Source organism: Pseudoalteromonas rubra (assembly GCF_005887115.1).
GTDB classification, from domain to species: Bacteria; Pseudomonadota; Gammaproteobacteria; order Enterobacterales; family Alteromonadaceae; genus Pseudoalteromonas; species Pseudoalteromonas rubra_F.
On record NZ_PNCJ01000008.1, the window covers coordinates 150,929 to 164,334 of the forward strand.

Sequence of the window (13,406 nt, forward strand, 5' to 3'; positions counted from 1 at the left end):
TAATGTAACGAATTGTTATGCCTTAAGAAAAGAAGTTTATCGCATGGGGCTTAATTTTCAAACTCACCGGCCTGCTGAGATCCAGTGGTTTATCTGATGGCATCGCCACCTCCAGCATCTGACCTTCCAGTTCAATGGCATACAAATACTCAGTCCCGACAAAGCGATATTGCGTCACTTCAACCTGACCCGGCTCTGCATTGAACAGTTCGATATGGCTGGGCCTGAGGTATATTTGTCCTTTCTGTACCGAGCTATGAATGTCAATCAGAGACTCCACAGATCCAAACGCGGTTTCAACCTGAGCACCGTTGTGGCGCTGTGCCGCTACGTAGGCACCTTGCCCCAAAAATTCCGCTACCTGGCGACTATTTGGGTGCTGGAAGAGCTCTTTGGGTGTGCCTAGCTGAGCAATTTGCCCCTGATGCATGATGGCTAGCCTGTCGGCAAAAGCAAAGGCTTCATCTTTGGAGTGACTAACAAAAATCGCCGATACCTGCTGATCTTTAATAATATCGCGAATATCTTTGATCAACTGAAAGCGTACCTGCGCATCAATGTTTGAAAACGGCTCGTCCAGCAACAACAAGTTGGGATGGTATGCAAGGGCTCTGGCAATCGCTACCCGTTGCTGCTGACCACCTGATAGCTCGTGGGGGAAACGTTTCGCATAGCCTTCCAGGTGCACCAGTTCCAACATTTGTGCCACACGACTGTGCTTTTCAGACTTGCTCAGTTTTTTGAGACCAAAAGCGATGTTCTGCTCAACAGTTAGGTGTGGAAACAACGCATAATCCTGGAACATCATACCGATATTACGGTGCTGAGGCGCCACAAAATGTCGTTCACTACTGACACTTTTGCCATTAATACGGATCTCACCCTGCTGAGGATGCAATAGCCCGGCAATGGCCTTTAAGGTTGTCGTTTTACCACAGCCACTGGCACCGAGCAGGCAAACTATTTCATTCTCAGCCACTGTCAAATCAAGCTGCTGTATCACAGGGTGACCATCATAATGGTAGTGTAACGATTGGATTTCTAAGCTTGGCATTAGTTGTGTTGTTCCATTGAGCGATTAACCCAGTATAAGGGGATCAGTCCAACCAGGACGATAAACAAGGCAGAGATAGAGGCCAGCTCAAGTTGTTCATCACTGACGTACTGATAAACATGAGTGGCCAGGGTTTCAAAATTAAATGGTCTTAACAGCAGTGCCGCTGGCAGTTCTTTCATACATTCAATGAACACCAATAAGCCAGCTGTCAGCAACCCGCGCTTAAGCAGGGGCATATGAACCCGGGCCAGGGTCTGAAAACGCCCTTTTCCGAGTGATAAGCTCGCCATATCAATACTCGGGCTGATACGTACAAAGCTCGATTCCACGGCACCATGAGCAATCGCATAAAACCGCACGACATAGGCAAAAACCATAGCGAACAAAGTACCACTCAGTAACAAACCTGGCTCAAAACCAGTGCCATCGAACCATTCGTTTAGTTTGGTATCCATTAAAGTGAGCGGTAACAACACCGCAATTGCCAAAACTGTACCCGGTAACGCATATCCGGTACTGGCAAACCGGCCTGGTATTGGGGAGAGTTTGCCCGGTTCAATACGCTGATAATACACCACCAATAAGCTGATCATCATAGCGATAACACTCACGTACAAACTTATCTTCAAACTCTGCAACGCGTAATTAAAAAACTCCGCATTCCAGGCCTGATCAAAATAATGCCACGCGTAATTGAGGAGTATTCCAACCGGTACAAAAAATGCCACTGCGAGGATCAGCATACAGAACCCCCAGGCCAGCCACCCCTGATAACCCGTTAAATCGTAAAGATAGGTGTCATTAACCCCGGACTGGCGTTCATGTACCACTTGTGTTTTGCGACTCATACGCTCAAGTAACAGCGCAACAAATAAAAACAACAGCATGATACCTGAGATCTTGGCTGCGGCGGTCAGTGAGTAATATCCCAGCCAGGTGTCGTACACAGCCGTCGTCAGGGTGCTTACCGCAAAATAATGGACGGTGGCAAAATCTGCCATGGTTTCCATGCTGATCAGCGCCAATGCGGCAACAATTGCGCCGCGAGACAAAGGTAAGCTGACTTTGAAGAAACTCTGCGCCGGGCTCATGCCCATCAGCTGACTAGCCTGCACCAGTTTGAAAGACTGCTCTCGCAAAGCGGTTTTGAAAATCAAATATAAATAGGGATAGAGCACCAGCGCTATCATGACTATCGCACCCGGCAAAGTACGCAGGTCAAAAAACCAGTAATCATCTGGCCCCTGCCAGTCAAATTGCTGTCGTAACCAAATCTGCACCGGCCCGGCATAATCGAGTAAGTCAGTGTAAACGTAAGCGATGATATAAGCAGGCAGAGCGAGGGGTAACATCAATGCCCACTCAAATATCCGCTTACCTGGAAACTGACAGTAAGCTGTTAACCACCCCAGCGGCAGAGCAATGAGTGCGCTGAGCGTCACTACACCGGCGATCAGCAATATGGTGTTACGGGTATAGTCCCATAACACACTTTGCCACAAGTGGCTGAATACTTCCGATTCACCTTGCAGAGCTTCGAAAATCAGAAATGCCAGCGGGATTGACAGAGCTATGCCTATCAACCACGCCATGCACTGCCACGAGGACAGACTTTGTTTTAATTGCATTTACAGGTCAAATTTTACCTCATCGATGAGCTTAAGCGCCATCGGACGGTATTTACTGATCTCGGACAAAGGTAAGCTGTCTTCCTTAAAAGTGCCCCAGGATGCCACTAGTTTCGACAATTCGACGCCCGGTTTAACCGGATATTCCATATTCATCGACGCGTACATGTTCTGGGCTTTATTGTCGGTCATAAACTCGATCAGTTTCAAGGCATTTTCTTTGTTTTTCGAGTACTTGGTCATTACTACACCCGAAACATTCAAGTGCGAGCCACGGTCGGCCTGATTTGGGAAATTAATATAAACTGCATCAGCCCAGGCTTTTTGCTTGCTGTCTTCCAGCATTTTACCAAAGTAGTAGCTGTTACCCAGCGCCAGGTCACACAGGCCCTCTTTTACGGCTTTCACTTGCGCACGATCGTTACCCTGTGGCTTACGTGCCAGATTCGCCTTTACCCCTTGCAGCCAGGTCTTGGTTTCAGCTTCACCATGGTGTGCAATCATGGACGCTACCAGTCCCAGGTTGTAAGGGTGTTTACCTGAACGCGTACAAATTTTGCCTTTGTATTTAGGATCAGCAAGCTCCTCATAACTCAGGCTGGTTAGCTTGCCCGATCTGTCTTTTGAGGAATAAACATTACGTACACGCTTGGTCAATGCGACCCAGTGGCCATCCGGATCCCGAAAGCTAGCTGGAATATTTTTATCGACCGTTTCACTGTCTATCGGGTCAGTCAGTCCAAGCTCCTCAAGCTGGATCATCGCACTGAAGTTCGACGTCAGGACAAGATCGGCACGGCCATGCTTTCCTTCCCGTTTGACTCGCTCAATCAGGCCTTTTTTCGCAAACACCACATTGGTTTTAATACCAGTCTGCTTAGTAAAGTCATCCAGAATCGGCTGGATCAGGAAAGGTTGACGATAGGAATAGATGTTTACTTCATCCGCAGCGACAGCAGATAAACTAGTAACAGCAGCAAGCAGAGTTACGATTGCACTTTTCATAGGAGCTCCAAATAAAAACAATTACTATTCTCAGGATATGGTAACCCGAAACCAGGCAAAATACAGCCGATAGTTCGGCATATTGCAATTTTATTAAATAGCGACATACGGACGTTTATGTGTAAGACATCTCTCACTAAGCTTGTCGCTATCTATGAAGATAACGCTGACTTTATCAACAAAATACAAAAAGGTCTTTGTTAGATAACAAGTTTTTTTGTAACCAAGTTATTTACCCGAATTTCAAAGCGTTTTTTTGTGGTGTTATCTCACCCAGAGTCTCATATACTTTAGTCATCTCAAGGGGAGAGCACAAAGCAACAGGGAAAAGGATTGAGTTGCTGGTCAGGGAGTTTGTGCGGTAGGAGTGTCAGGAACTAGGATTAGGCTTCGGACAACAGGATATGCCGTTTAAGTAAGGACGTTGATGCACAGGTGGATGGTGCACAGGAATACAGGGAAACAGGAACAAGTCAGGATGACGACACAAGGGATGGTAAGCACGGATTGAGTCAGCATATGGGAGCGCTGATTGCTTTAAGGACAGTACAGGATGTACATCTCGCAGAATGACAACGCAAGGCGAGACATGGACGAGCATGTAAGGAGTTGATCTCATCAACATAGCAGGACGCTATTTAGAAGATTCCGTCAAGCGCGGCCCGCAAGGGTCGCGCTCTTCTTATTTTTATCCCTCTTAAATTCATACCAATTTCACTTAATACCTGTTCAATTTGACGGAGCAAATATGACGCTAACTGTGTTAAAAATTTCTCATTTAGAACAACTAAATAGCAAAACTTTTGCCTAGTTATCGAACATATTTTCTCGCCTCAAAATAGAACACTTAATTAAGCAAATTGGTATTACGCGTTTAACTGCTCACGCCAATTTGCTTTTCTTCCCTTTCAGATACGCATCACGAAAATCGACAAAATGCTGTGTCAGATATTCCGCAGCCTGTGTTTCGCCATTTTCAGCCAACACCACACAAGCAACCTCCGCTGTTCCCAGCTGGTGAGCATGCGGAGCTACCCTCAACTTATAATCAGACAAGCTTTCCGGAGTCACGGACAAGACAGGAAACTGATCCAGATAAGGGCTTTTTCGGAACATTTTTTTCGCTTCTCTCCAGGTTCCGTCGAGAAAAATATAGAGCGGCGTTTTGCCACTTTGTCGCGTCACCTGATGTATCACCCGTTCAGGTTCAACATTCTCCGCCGGAAAAACCACCACAGGCTGATAGGCAGGATCATTCAGTAATGCCAGTAAATCAGGGTCAGGGTCGGTGCGGTCCCAGCGGAACGCATGATTGTCCGGCACAATGTCCGCTATGAGACGGCCGGTGTTCGAAGGTTTGAAACTCTCATTGTGATACATCAGCAAGCATACTGCACTGTTGCATTCAGCCTCCTGGATACCGGCACAGATACATAAAGATTCGGCCAGTAAACACCGCTCGCAACGGGGTAATTTTGATCCCCGGGCCTTGAATTCCCGCCGCGCGGATGCTATTTGTTGGGCTCGCAATGCCAGTACCGAGTTTTCCACACTTCTCTCCTCAAACTTGGGCCGGCTATCTTAGACAATTCTGATGATAAAAGCAGTATAACAATGATGATAATTGCGCCTTCAACACGCTTAAAATACCGCCTTATGACACAGCAGGACGGTGATCTGCTCATTGAGCTCGACAGTGATCCTGCTGTTATGCGCTACATTACCAATGGCCAGCCCACTACCCGAGCGCAAATTGAGCAATTCTATCTCCCACGCCTGGCAAAATTTACTCACCCGCAACAAGGCTGGGGCCTGTGGCATTGCAGTTTACTTGACGACGATACTTTTCTGGGCTGGGTATTGATCCGCCCCATGAATTTCTTTGAGGGTGACATGGATGAACGAGACCTGGAGATCGGTTGGCGCTTCAAACAAGCGGCCTGGGGAAAGGGCTATGCCACTGAAGCCGCTAAGCATATTGCAGAACACCTAGCTGAGCAGAATAAGATGGATTATTTGAGCGCCATTGCCCTGAAAGACAACCTGGGCTCAATTAATATCATGCAAAAGTTGTCGATGACATTTTTAAAAGAAGGAAAACACACAGGCCCGGACGGACCTGTGGATGTGGTGTACTACCGTAAAGCGATATAGGCTGGTTGGCGCGCTTTTAAGCCCACCCTGAGACATTACACCATCAGGAATACAACCAAAAACAGGCCCAGCAATAATCGGTAGATTACAAACGGCAACATGCCCATGCGTTCAATGACCTTAAGGAAAAAGTGAATACATGCATAAGCGGAAATAAAAGATAAAATAGTGCCAGTCACAATGGCTCCCCAATCAATCACTTCATCTCCGGTGGCCAGCTTAAGCGTGTAATAACCACCTGCGGCGGCAATAATCGGGATCGACATCAAAAACGAAAAGCGAGCCGCACTTTGCTTATTTAGTCCGAGCATCATACCGGCCGTCATGGTGATACCAGAGCGTGATGTACCGGGCAGTAAAGCGGCAACCACCTGTGCAAAACCAATGATCAGGGCACTACGCCAGTTGAGCTGGTAAATGGTCTTAGTTTGTTTTGCTGTGGCATCGGCATACCAAAGTAAGAGACCAAAAATAATGGTAGTCGCCGCAATGACCCAGGCGCTGCGGGCAAAGTCCTCAACCAAATCCTTGGCCAAGAAGCCAATGACCAGACCCGGGATCGTCGCGACAATGATCCACCAGCCCAAGCGACTGTCTTCCGTTACACCTTGTTTGCCGAACGATTTAAACCAGGCACCTAATATATCTGCCACTTCTTTACGAAAGTAAATCAATACAGCAGCCAAAGAGCCAACGTGAACGGCTACATCAAACGCTAACCCCTGGTCCTGCCAGCCTAATATCTGCGAAGGCAAAATCAAATGCGCCGAGCTGGAGATAGGCAAAAATTCGGTCAACCCCTGGATCAGAGCCAGTACAATAATTTCAATGATACTCATGATAAGGAAAACTCCACTTTCCATAGTTTTTGTTTTTGGTTGTCATATGCTTGCCAGATTTCAGCCATGCTGCAGCCTCGCACAGGGTGAATAAATTCGGGCGCTATTTCTGCCAGCGGCCTTAACACGAATGCGTTCCTGGTGATCTCATCTCGTGGCAATTGTGCTGGGGTATCACAAATCATATCGTCGTAAAAAAGGATATCCAGATCCAGTGTTCTGGGACTGAACTTCTTATCCTGAGGCGTCCTGCCATTATCACGCTCTATCTGCTTGAGCAAAGCGCATAAGTCTGGCAAAGACATATCCGTGTGTGTCGCAAACACGGAGTTGTAGAAATTTTTACCGCTAAAGCCTACAGGCTCACTTTCATAGACATCTGAATGAATATAATCAGGAAAATATTCAATAAGGGCCCTAAGCCCCTGACGAAAATGACGATCACGCTCCACATTGGAGCCAATACTGATAAAAACGTGCGCCATATTATCTTGTCCGCATGATTTCCAGGCCAACAGTTTGTGCCTGAGGAACGGCTGCCGGCTTGCTGACCCGAATGGTGATTGCCTGAATTGCAAATTCTTGCAAAATAATGGCAGCAAGTTGCTCAACCAGTGTCTCCAGCAGCTCAACCCGGCTTGCTTCGGTATGCGCTATTACTCGCTCACTCACCCTGGCGTAATCCACGGCCAGAGTTATGTCATCCTGTTGCGCAGCAGCCGAGATATCGGTCTTCATCTCTATATCAAAGAAAAGGCTTTGTTTACTTTCTTTTTCAAAGTCGTAAACTCCTATTATGGTCTCGACGTGTAATTGCGAGATATAGACCGTGTCCATGTAAACTCCTGACATGACTGATTCGGATCGGCTTTTTCACGTACCCAGCCGCCTTGAAATAAAGCGACGATGATAGCCCAAATAACGGCAAGAAAAAATAAGGAAGCTTGTGATAGTCAGTTTAATATGTGTTTGTGCTTATTTATTTGGTTCAATCTCTTCCGCGATTTTGATTTCGAGACTCTTTTCTTTGCCCGATCCCCGCTTTGCAGGCTCAAACAATCCAGGCGCAACCAATGTACTGCGTCTTGGCGGTAAACTCCCCGCCGTACTGGTATTGGTATTTGATATCCTTAAAGGTACAGTCCCCGTTTGGGGTGCTTACTTTCTTGGTATTGAACCCATCTGGCTGGGCATAGTCGCAGTATGTGCCTGCCTGGGCCATATTTACCCAGTGTTTTTTCATTTCAATGGTGGTAAAGCCGTTGCAACGGCCTTTGGTGCTCTGTTGCCTATTGGATTGTCACTGGGGGGAATGTTAATTGGCACGTGGCTACTGATTGTCGCACTCACGCGCTACTCGTCACTGGCGGCCATTGTCACCGTGTTAGCTGCACCCGCCTATACCTGGATGATAAAGCCCCTGTACACTCTGCCTGTGTGTTTTCTTACAATATTGATAATATTCCGTCACAGAGCCAACATACGCCGACTCCTGAACGGAACCGAGCCAAAGCTCGGCAAAAAGAACGTAGACTAACCGTTCCCTCTTATAACGGAGGCAGGCTGTCTAGCGGCCAACGCGGTTGGGTTTTCATACTCAGTTCGGCGGTTTGCCCGGCTTTCAGGCGCTGCATGCCTGCGTATGCGATCATCGCACCATTGTCTGTACAAAACTCAGTTCTCGGGTAGTACACCTTCCCTTTCATGCCCTGCATCATGCGCTCAAGCTTGGTACGCAGCTCCGTATTGGCACTGACACCACCTGCAATGATCAGGCGCTTTATTCCTGTCTCTTTCAGCGCCCGTTTGCATTTAATGGCGAGCGTATCAACCACAGCCGTCTGAAAGGCATGGGCAATATCCGCTTTGGTTTGCTCATCATCGCCAGCCGACTTAATGGTATTGGCAGCCGCCGTTTTAAGCCCGCTAAAGCTAAAATCAAGCCCGGGTCTGTCTGTCATGGGACGTGGGAACACAAACCGACCCGCCACACCTTTTGTCGCAAGCTTAGCCAGCATTGGACCTCCGGGGTAATCCAGCCCAAGCAACTTTGCCGTTTTATCGAAGGCTTCCCCCGCAGCATCATCCACAGACTCGCCCAGCACCTCGTATTCACCGATCCCAGCGACCTTAACCATCATAGTGTGACCACCAGAGACCAGTAGCGCTACAAACGGGAATTCAGGCATCTCTTCTTCCAGCATCGGGGCCAGTAAATGACCTTCCATGTGGTGCACTGCCACAGCAGGGATATTCCAGCCAAATGCCAGTGAACGGCCAATAGAAGTGCCCACCAACAAGGCACCCACTAATCCAGGACCTGCTGTATAGGCGATGCCATCCAGAGACTCAGGGCCACAGCCCGCCTGTTTAAAAGCGGCCTCAATTAACGGAATGGTTTTGCGAACATGATCTCTTGAAGCCAGCTCTGGAACAACCCCACCATAATCAGCATGAACTTTTACCTGGCTGTATAATTGATGTGCCAAGAGTCCCTGCTCATCATCATAGATAGCAATCCCCGTCTCGTCACAAGAAGACTCGATACCTAAAATTCGCAATTTTGATTCTCCACTACTAAAAATTTGGACAAAAAATCAGACTTCAATTGCCAGACCTATATTGGTCTGCCCATCGCTCAACGCCAATGCCTTGAGTGTTTTAACCGATTGATTATCAATGCGAGGCATGTCAGCAACACACTCAATCAGCTCACTAAGTACGTCAATTTCGTACTGCATTAAAGGGTGCTCTCTGACCTGTTGATTGTCTGGCTGAATGTCTTCTGCCATTAGCAAAAACTCAATGTACCTTGCGACAGTCGCCTGAGAGATCTTCGCCACGTTGACAAACTCACTCTCATCTTTGCTCATCACTCCCTGAATAAAGCCAAGGAGTGCGGTTGCAACATCGATCGCCGCATACGTGCCGAACATATCAAAATCTTTCAGCTCTGGAACATTTGGCTCGATCTTCTCGATTTGCTTTTCCAGACTGATTTTGCTTTTTGGCAAAAGCACTTTTTCCCAGCATACATTGAGCGCACTGCGTAATATCGCCTCATCGCCAAATCCAGTTGCCTCACTGAACAAGCCGTAATTGGGTAGCATACGTTCTAATATAGCCGCGGCAAGGACTGCCTTCTGTAAATAATTTAGCTCTCTGATACGCTGAAAATTATTTGCTTTCGTCATAGCTTTTTCCACAGTGCCAGCAATATTGAAACCCTGAACCATTGTGTTCAGAGCAGCCGCGACACTGCCAATCTTCCGATAAGTTATTTTGCTGGTAGTTTACCAAGATTTCTTCCGCCTCGGGTACTTTTATCGCGCAGACAAATATTTTTATTGTCTCCTGACAAAATGGTACCTCTCCCAATGCGGTGGTCAGCACTGCACCCTCGACATGTGTTTTGAGCCTCGCTTGTGTCAATAAGCCCAAAACAATATGGGCCTCTAACGGGTTATCCGTGCGATAAACACACGTCCAGTCAAACATTGCATTACTCATCGCTGGACTCCAAAATTTTGCTATGATAATCACTATTGTAGCGTGCTTATACGGAGTACAAAAATGACGCTCACCACACCTGGATTATTGTTCCCCGCAATCTCCCTGCTGCTGCTGGCATATACCAACCGGTTTTTAGTGCTGGCCCAGCTGATCAGAGAGTTAAACGCCAGAGAGGGTGAACACCTCAGGCCTCTGGTTATTGCCCAAATTGATAACCTCAAAAAACGCATCAAGCTTATTCGACTGATGCAGGTATGGGGGGTAATCGCCTTTTTACTATGTACCTTGTCGATGTTTGCACTATTTATCGACGTAGCTGTTTTTGGAATAATCTTGTTTGGCGCCAGCCTGTGCTGCCTGACACTCTCTTTGCTTCTTTCCTTATATGAGATCCACATTTCCTGTGATGCCATTGCGATAGAACTTAACAATATTGAAAAAAAGCCAATACAAGATTAAGCAACTCAGTTTTTTGCTGGCTATACTAACAGAGAATGCATACTGAGCAGAGGTTCTATGTGAGCAGTTTTCTCTTTTCAAATGAGCCACTTAAGGATGATGAGCAAATTACCATAGATAATGCATATTGGGATATCCTGGTGGTCGATGACGAAGAAGACATTCATCAGGTCACCAAATTGGTGCTATCGGACTTTCGGTTTGAGCAAAAACCGCTGCGCTTCCATCATGCTTATTCCGCCAAACAGGCAATGGACATACTGAACTCAGAGGAGTCCATTTCTGTTGGCTTAATTGATGTTGTTATGGAGAGCAACCATGCTGGCCTGGATCTTATCAAATTTATCCGTAACGACATGGCCAACCATGATATTCGCCTTATTCTGCGCACCGGGCAACCCGGTGAGGCACCAGAAGAGTCTGTTATACGCGACTACGACATTAATGATTACAAAAACAAGACCGAGCTGACGGCTGTTAAATTAAAAACCTTGCTCTACTCAGCGTTGCGCTCTCACCGCGATATTCAGACGATTGAACGGCACAAACAGGGGCTTGAGCGCATTATCGATGCATCCTCCAGCTTTTTGAAATGTAATAATGTTCAAGACTTTGCTTCAACCATTTTGTCTCACGTTGCTGATGTGATGGGTCTCAGCGATTCGGACATTTATTGCGCGGCCGCAGTCAACAAACAAAATGGCGCCGGGGCTGAATTTCAGCTACTTGCCGCCTCTGGCGCTGGTATCGAGCCAGAACAAACCGCACTGCCCGATAAAGTGAAAAGCCGCTTTATAGAAACACATAATCGTAAAACATCCAGTAAATCTGATCATGAATATGTGGGCTATTTTACCAGCCAGGCTGGGTTAGAGACCATGCTGTATGTCAGTAAAAAAGGTCTGTTGCAGCCTACCGATTGTCAGTTACTCGCATTTTTTGCTAACAACATTGCTCTTGCATACGACAACCTGAATCTCAGAGAAACAGTCAAAGAATCACAAAAAGAGCTCTCCTATATACTCGGAGAAGCGGTTGAGAAGCGCTCCAAAGAAACGGGCTCACATGTGAAGCGGGTGGCGCATTACAGTTTATTACTGGCCAAACTAGTTGGATTGAACGATTATAGGGCCGAAATTATAAAGCTCGCTTCACCTTTGCACGATATAGGAAAAATAAGTATTCCGGACGTCATTCTGAATAAACCTGGAAAGCTGAATGACGAAGAATGGGCAATAATGAAGACTCATGCCCAACAAGGTTATGAAATACTAAAAAACTCAACAAATGATATTTTGCAATGTGGCGCGATCATCGCTCACCAACACCATGAAAAGTGGGATGGCAGTGGCTACCCTCAAGGTCTGAAAGGTGAACAAATAGACATCGCTGGGAGAATTACAGCGCTTGCAGATGTGTTCGATGCACTGGGTAGTGTTCGATGTTACAAGCCTGTTTGGACACTTGAAGAAATTCTAACGGAGATAAAAAGCCAACGAGGTCAACAATTTGATCCCAAACTGGTTGATCTGTTTGTAGAAAATCTGGAACAATTCGTCGCAATACGTGATCAGTATCCAGATTAGTTTTTGTAAGCGAAATGTAAAAAATTCACTTGGATGTTTCTCTAAACTGTATTAGTATTAGGGAATCAACGTTGTCATTGCATTTTTGTTGAAATAAAAGGAATTTCACATGAGATTTGAACAACTCGAGCAATTCGTTGCTTTAGGCAATTTACGCCACTTTAGGCAAGCCGCAGAACAAACCAACATCAGTACTTCCGCACTCACCAGAAGCATTCAGACATTGGAAGATGAGATTGGCTGCGAACTTGTCAAACGTTCTACCCGCTCCGTCAAACTGACCGAGCAAGGCGAGCTTTTTTTGAATTATTGTAAGTCGACCTTGTCGGAATTAGACATAACGAGAAACACTATCAAGCAGAGCTTGTTTGGTCGTGATCAGCAGCGCGTTGTTGTTGGTTACACTGCACAAGCAAGCAGTATAGTGCCAACGTCATGTGGACAGTTTTTGGCGGATTTCCCCAACGTCAAAGTTGAAATGCAACTTTTAAGTGAACACGATCTTCTTCGCAAGCTTCAGCTTGGCGAAATCGATATCAGTGTTTACCTGGAGTCTGCAACCAGCTTAGTGAGTGATATCCATCTGCCCGACCAACTTGTTTTGTTTGTTGCTAAACAACATCCACTTGCAACACAAGACAGTATTCGTCGCAGCGAGCTTGCTCAGTATCCTATGTATGGCTGCTTTTCCCAGTCAAAACAGGTGCAGAACATGCTCAATGAGGCGGTTGAAGGGCTTAACAAGTCAACCAATGTCAAAATCGGCAATATAAGCCAGGTGATTGATGGGCTGAAGAATAGCCAGAGCTTTGCAATTGCAAGCATTGAACATTCTAAAGTCATTGCACAGGACCCTGAGCTAATCTTACTCAAGACTAACAAGGATGCGAGTCATGAACAGATTGTCGTGCAAACCAGTCACCAACTTGGGAGTGGTTCACACGTCAGTAACTTGTTGTCATTAATTGAACAAACAGCACAGAAAAATGCGGTTGCAACGGCCGTAAACAGTTAACCGATATGGCTAACCGTTTTTCTTGTCCTGTTTAGTTAAATGGGAGTTTTGAGCGAGTTTTAAGCAATACACTCAGTTCTAATGGCGAGGTTTTGGGCCTAAAGAATGGAGTCAGAAAGTAAAAAATTCGCTCACCCTTATCTTTCTTAA

General features: G+C 46.4%; 15 protein-coding genes. 5 read left to right on the plus strand and 10 right to left on the minus strand.

Features of this window, described 5'->3' with window-relative positions:
• Nucleotides 1–22 precede the first annotated feature (22 nt).
• The 4 genes from CWB98_RS05680 to CWB98_RS05695 form a co-directional block, all read right to left on the minus strand.
• A complete protein-coding gene (locus CWB98_RS05680) occupies nucleotides 23–1,054 on the minus strand; it encodes an ABC transporter ATP-binding protein (RefSeq protein ID WP_138543955.1) in 1,032 nt (343 codons plus the stop codon).
• The gene (locus tag CWB98_RS05685) at nucleotides 1,054–2,685 is read right to left on the minus strand and encodes an ABC transporter permease (protein ID WP_138543956.1); all 1,632 of its coding nucleotides are present in this window, start codon (nucleotides 2,683–2,685) and stop codon (nucleotides 1,054–1,056) included. The genes CWB98_RS05680 and CWB98_RS05685 overlap by 1 nt, the downstream gene beginning before the upstream one ends.
• The gene (locus CWB98_RS05690; RefSeq protein ID WP_138543957.1) at nucleotides 2,686–3,690 is read right to left on the minus strand and encodes a Fe(3+) ABC transporter substrate-binding protein; all 1,005 of its coding nucleotides are present in this window, start codon (nucleotides 3,688–3,690) and stop codon (nucleotides 2,686–2,688) included. It lies immediately after the preceding gene.
• An 882-nt stretch (nucleotides 3,691–4,572) separates the two neighbouring features.
• Complete coding sequence (locus tag CWB98_RS05695) at nucleotides 4,573–5,241, minus strand: tRNA-uridine aminocarboxypropyltransferase (RefSeq protein ID WP_138543958.1); 669 nt, start codon at nucleotides 5,239–5,241, stop codon at nucleotides 4,573–4,575.
• 63 nt (nucleotides 5,242–5,304) lie between these two features.
• On the opposite strand from CWB98_RS05695, the gene CWB98_RS05700 reads away from it, so the two are divergent.
• Entirely contained in the window at nucleotides 5,305–5,844 is a 540-nt protein-coding gene (locus CWB98_RS05700) for a GNAT family N-acetyltransferase (protein ID WP_249364614.1), read from the plus strand.
• A gap of 35 nt (nucleotides 5,845–5,879) precedes the next feature.
• Here the strand turns inward: CWB98_RS05700 and CWB98_RS05705 are convergent, their stop codons facing one another.
• From CWB98_RS05705 to folB, 3 genes are read right to left on the minus strand one after another with little or no spacing between them, the layout of a single operon-like run.
• The gene (locus tag CWB98_RS05705; protein WP_138543959.1) at nucleotides 5,880–6,683 is read right to left on the minus strand and encodes an undecaprenyl-diphosphate phosphatase; all 804 of its coding nucleotides are present in this window, start codon (nucleotides 6,681–6,683) and stop codon (nucleotides 5,880–5,882) included.
• The gene (gene folK / locus CWB98_RS05710) at nucleotides 6,680–7,168 is read right to left on the minus strand and encodes a 2-amino-4-hydroxy-6-hydroxymethyldihydropteridine diphosphokinase (protein ID WP_138543960.1); all 489 of its coding nucleotides are present in this window, start codon (nucleotides 7,166–7,168) and stop codon (nucleotides 6,680–6,682) included. The genes CWB98_RS05705 and folK overlap by 4 nt, the downstream gene beginning before the upstream one ends.
• Before the next feature lies 1 nt (nucleotide 7,169).
• Nucleotides 7,170–7,520: a dihydroneopterin aldolase gene (folB, locus tag CWB98_RS05715; RefSeq protein WP_138543961.1), complete on the minus strand. Its 351-nt coding sequence runs from the start codon at nucleotides 7,518–7,520 to the stop codon at nucleotides 7,170–7,172.
• A 109-nt stretch (nucleotides 7,521–7,629) separates the two neighbouring features.
• Here folB and plsY point away from each other — a divergent pair, with 109 nt between their 5' ends.
• The gene (gene plsY, locus CWB98_RS05720) at nucleotides 7,630–8,220 is read left to right on the plus strand and encodes a glycerol-3-phosphate 1-O-acyltransferase PlsY (protein ID WP_138543962.1); all 591 of its coding nucleotides are present in this window, start codon (nucleotides 7,630–7,632) and stop codon (nucleotides 8,218–8,220) included.
• Nucleotides 8,221–8,230: 10 nt separating this feature from the next.
• Here the strand turns inward: plsY and tsaD are convergent, their stop codons facing one another.
• The 3 genes from tsaD to CWB98_RS05735 are packed head-to-tail and all read right to left on the minus strand — an operon-like array spanning nucleotide 8,231 to nucleotide 10,193.
• Complete coding sequence (gene tsaD / locus CWB98_RS05725; protein ID WP_054014574.1) at nucleotides 8,231–9,244, minus strand: tRNA (adenosine(37)-N6)-threonylcarbamoyltransferase complex transferase subunit TsaD; 1,014 nt, start codon at nucleotides 9,242–9,244, stop codon at nucleotides 8,231–8,233.
• Between the two features lie 36 nt (nucleotides 9,245–9,280).
• A complete protein-coding gene (locus CWB98_RS05730; RefSeq protein ID WP_138543963.1) occupies nucleotides 9,281–9,877 on the minus strand; it encodes a YjaG family protein in 597 nt (198 codons plus the stop codon).
• Entirely contained in the window at nucleotides 9,861–10,193 is a 333-nt protein-coding gene (locus CWB98_RS05735) for a DUF7577 domain-containing protein (protein ID WP_138543964.1), read from the minus strand. Before CWB98_RS05735 ends, CWB98_RS05730 begins: the two co-directional genes overlap by 17 nt.
• 63 nt (nucleotides 10,194–10,256) lie before the next feature.
• Here CWB98_RS05735 and CWB98_RS05740 point away from each other — a divergent pair, with 63 nt between their 5' ends.
• The 3 genes from CWB98_RS05740 (at nucleotide 10,257) to CWB98_RS05750 (ending at nucleotide 13,256) form a co-directional block, all read left to right on the plus strand.
• Nucleotides 10,257–10,655 carry a DUF2721 domain-containing protein gene (locus tag CWB98_RS05740; protein WP_138543965.1) on the plus strand — a complete coding sequence of 133 codons (399 nt, stop codon included), beginning with the start codon at nucleotides 10,257–10,259 and terminating at the stop codon, nucleotides 10,653–10,655.
• A 59-nt stretch (nucleotides 10,656–10,714) separates the two neighbouring features.
• The gene (locus CWB98_RS05745; protein WP_138543966.1) at nucleotides 10,715–12,241 is read left to right on the plus strand and encodes a DUF3369 domain-containing protein; all 1,527 of its coding nucleotides are present in this window, start codon (nucleotides 10,715–10,717) and stop codon (nucleotides 12,239–12,241) included.
• Between the two features lie 109 nt (nucleotides 12,242–12,350).
• Nucleotides 12,351–13,256 (plus strand): LysR family transcriptional regulator, encoded by a 906-nt coding sequence (locus CWB98_RS05750; protein WP_054014569.1) that lies wholly within the window; start codon nucleotides 12,351–12,353, stop codon nucleotides 13,254–13,256.
• Nucleotides 13,257–13,406: the final 150 nt, after the last annotated feature.

Coding starts and splice junctions, on each gene's coding strand:
- CWB98_RS05680 (WP_138543955.1), bottom strand. CDS start 1,054: ATGCCAAGCTTAGAAATCCAATCGTTACACTACCATTATGATGGTCAC.
- CWB98_RS05685 (WP_138543956.1), bottom strand. CDS start 2,685: ATGCAATTAAAACAAAGTCTGTCCTCGTGGCAGTGCATGGCGTGGTTG.
- CWB98_RS05690 (WP_138543957.1), bottom strand. CDS start 3,690: ATGAAAAGTGCAATCGTAACTCTGCTTGCTGCTGTTACTAGTTTATCT.
- CWB98_RS05700 (WP_249364614.1), top strand. CDS start 5,305: ATGATGATAATTGCGCCTTCAACACGCTTAAAATACCGCCTTATGACA.
- CWB98_RS05705 (WP_138543959.1), bottom strand. CDS start 6,683: ATGAGTATCATTGAAATTATTGTACTGGCTCTGATCCAGGGGTTGACC.
- folK (WP_138543960.1), bottom strand. CDS start 7,168: ATGGCGCACGTTTTTATCAGTATTGGCTCCAATGTGGAGCGTGATCGT.
- folB (WP_138543961.1), bottom strand. CDS start 7,520: ATGGACACGGTCTATATCTCGCAATTACACGTCGAGACCATAATAGGA.
- CWB98_RS05730 (WP_138543963.1), bottom strand. CDS start 9,877: ATGACGAAAGCAAATAATTTTCAGCGTATCAGAGAGCTAAATTATTTA.
- CWB98_RS05735 (WP_138543964.1), bottom strand. CDS start 10,193: ATGAGTAATGCAATGTTTGACTGGACGTGTGTTTATCGCACGGATAAC.
- CWB98_RS05740 (WP_138543965.1), top strand. CDS start 10,257: ATGACGCTCACCACACCTGGATTATTGTTCCCCGCAATCTCCCTGCTG.
- CWB98_RS05750 (WP_054014569.1), top strand. CDS start 12,351: ATGAGATTTGAACAACTCGAGCAATTCGTTGCTTTAGGCAATTTACGC.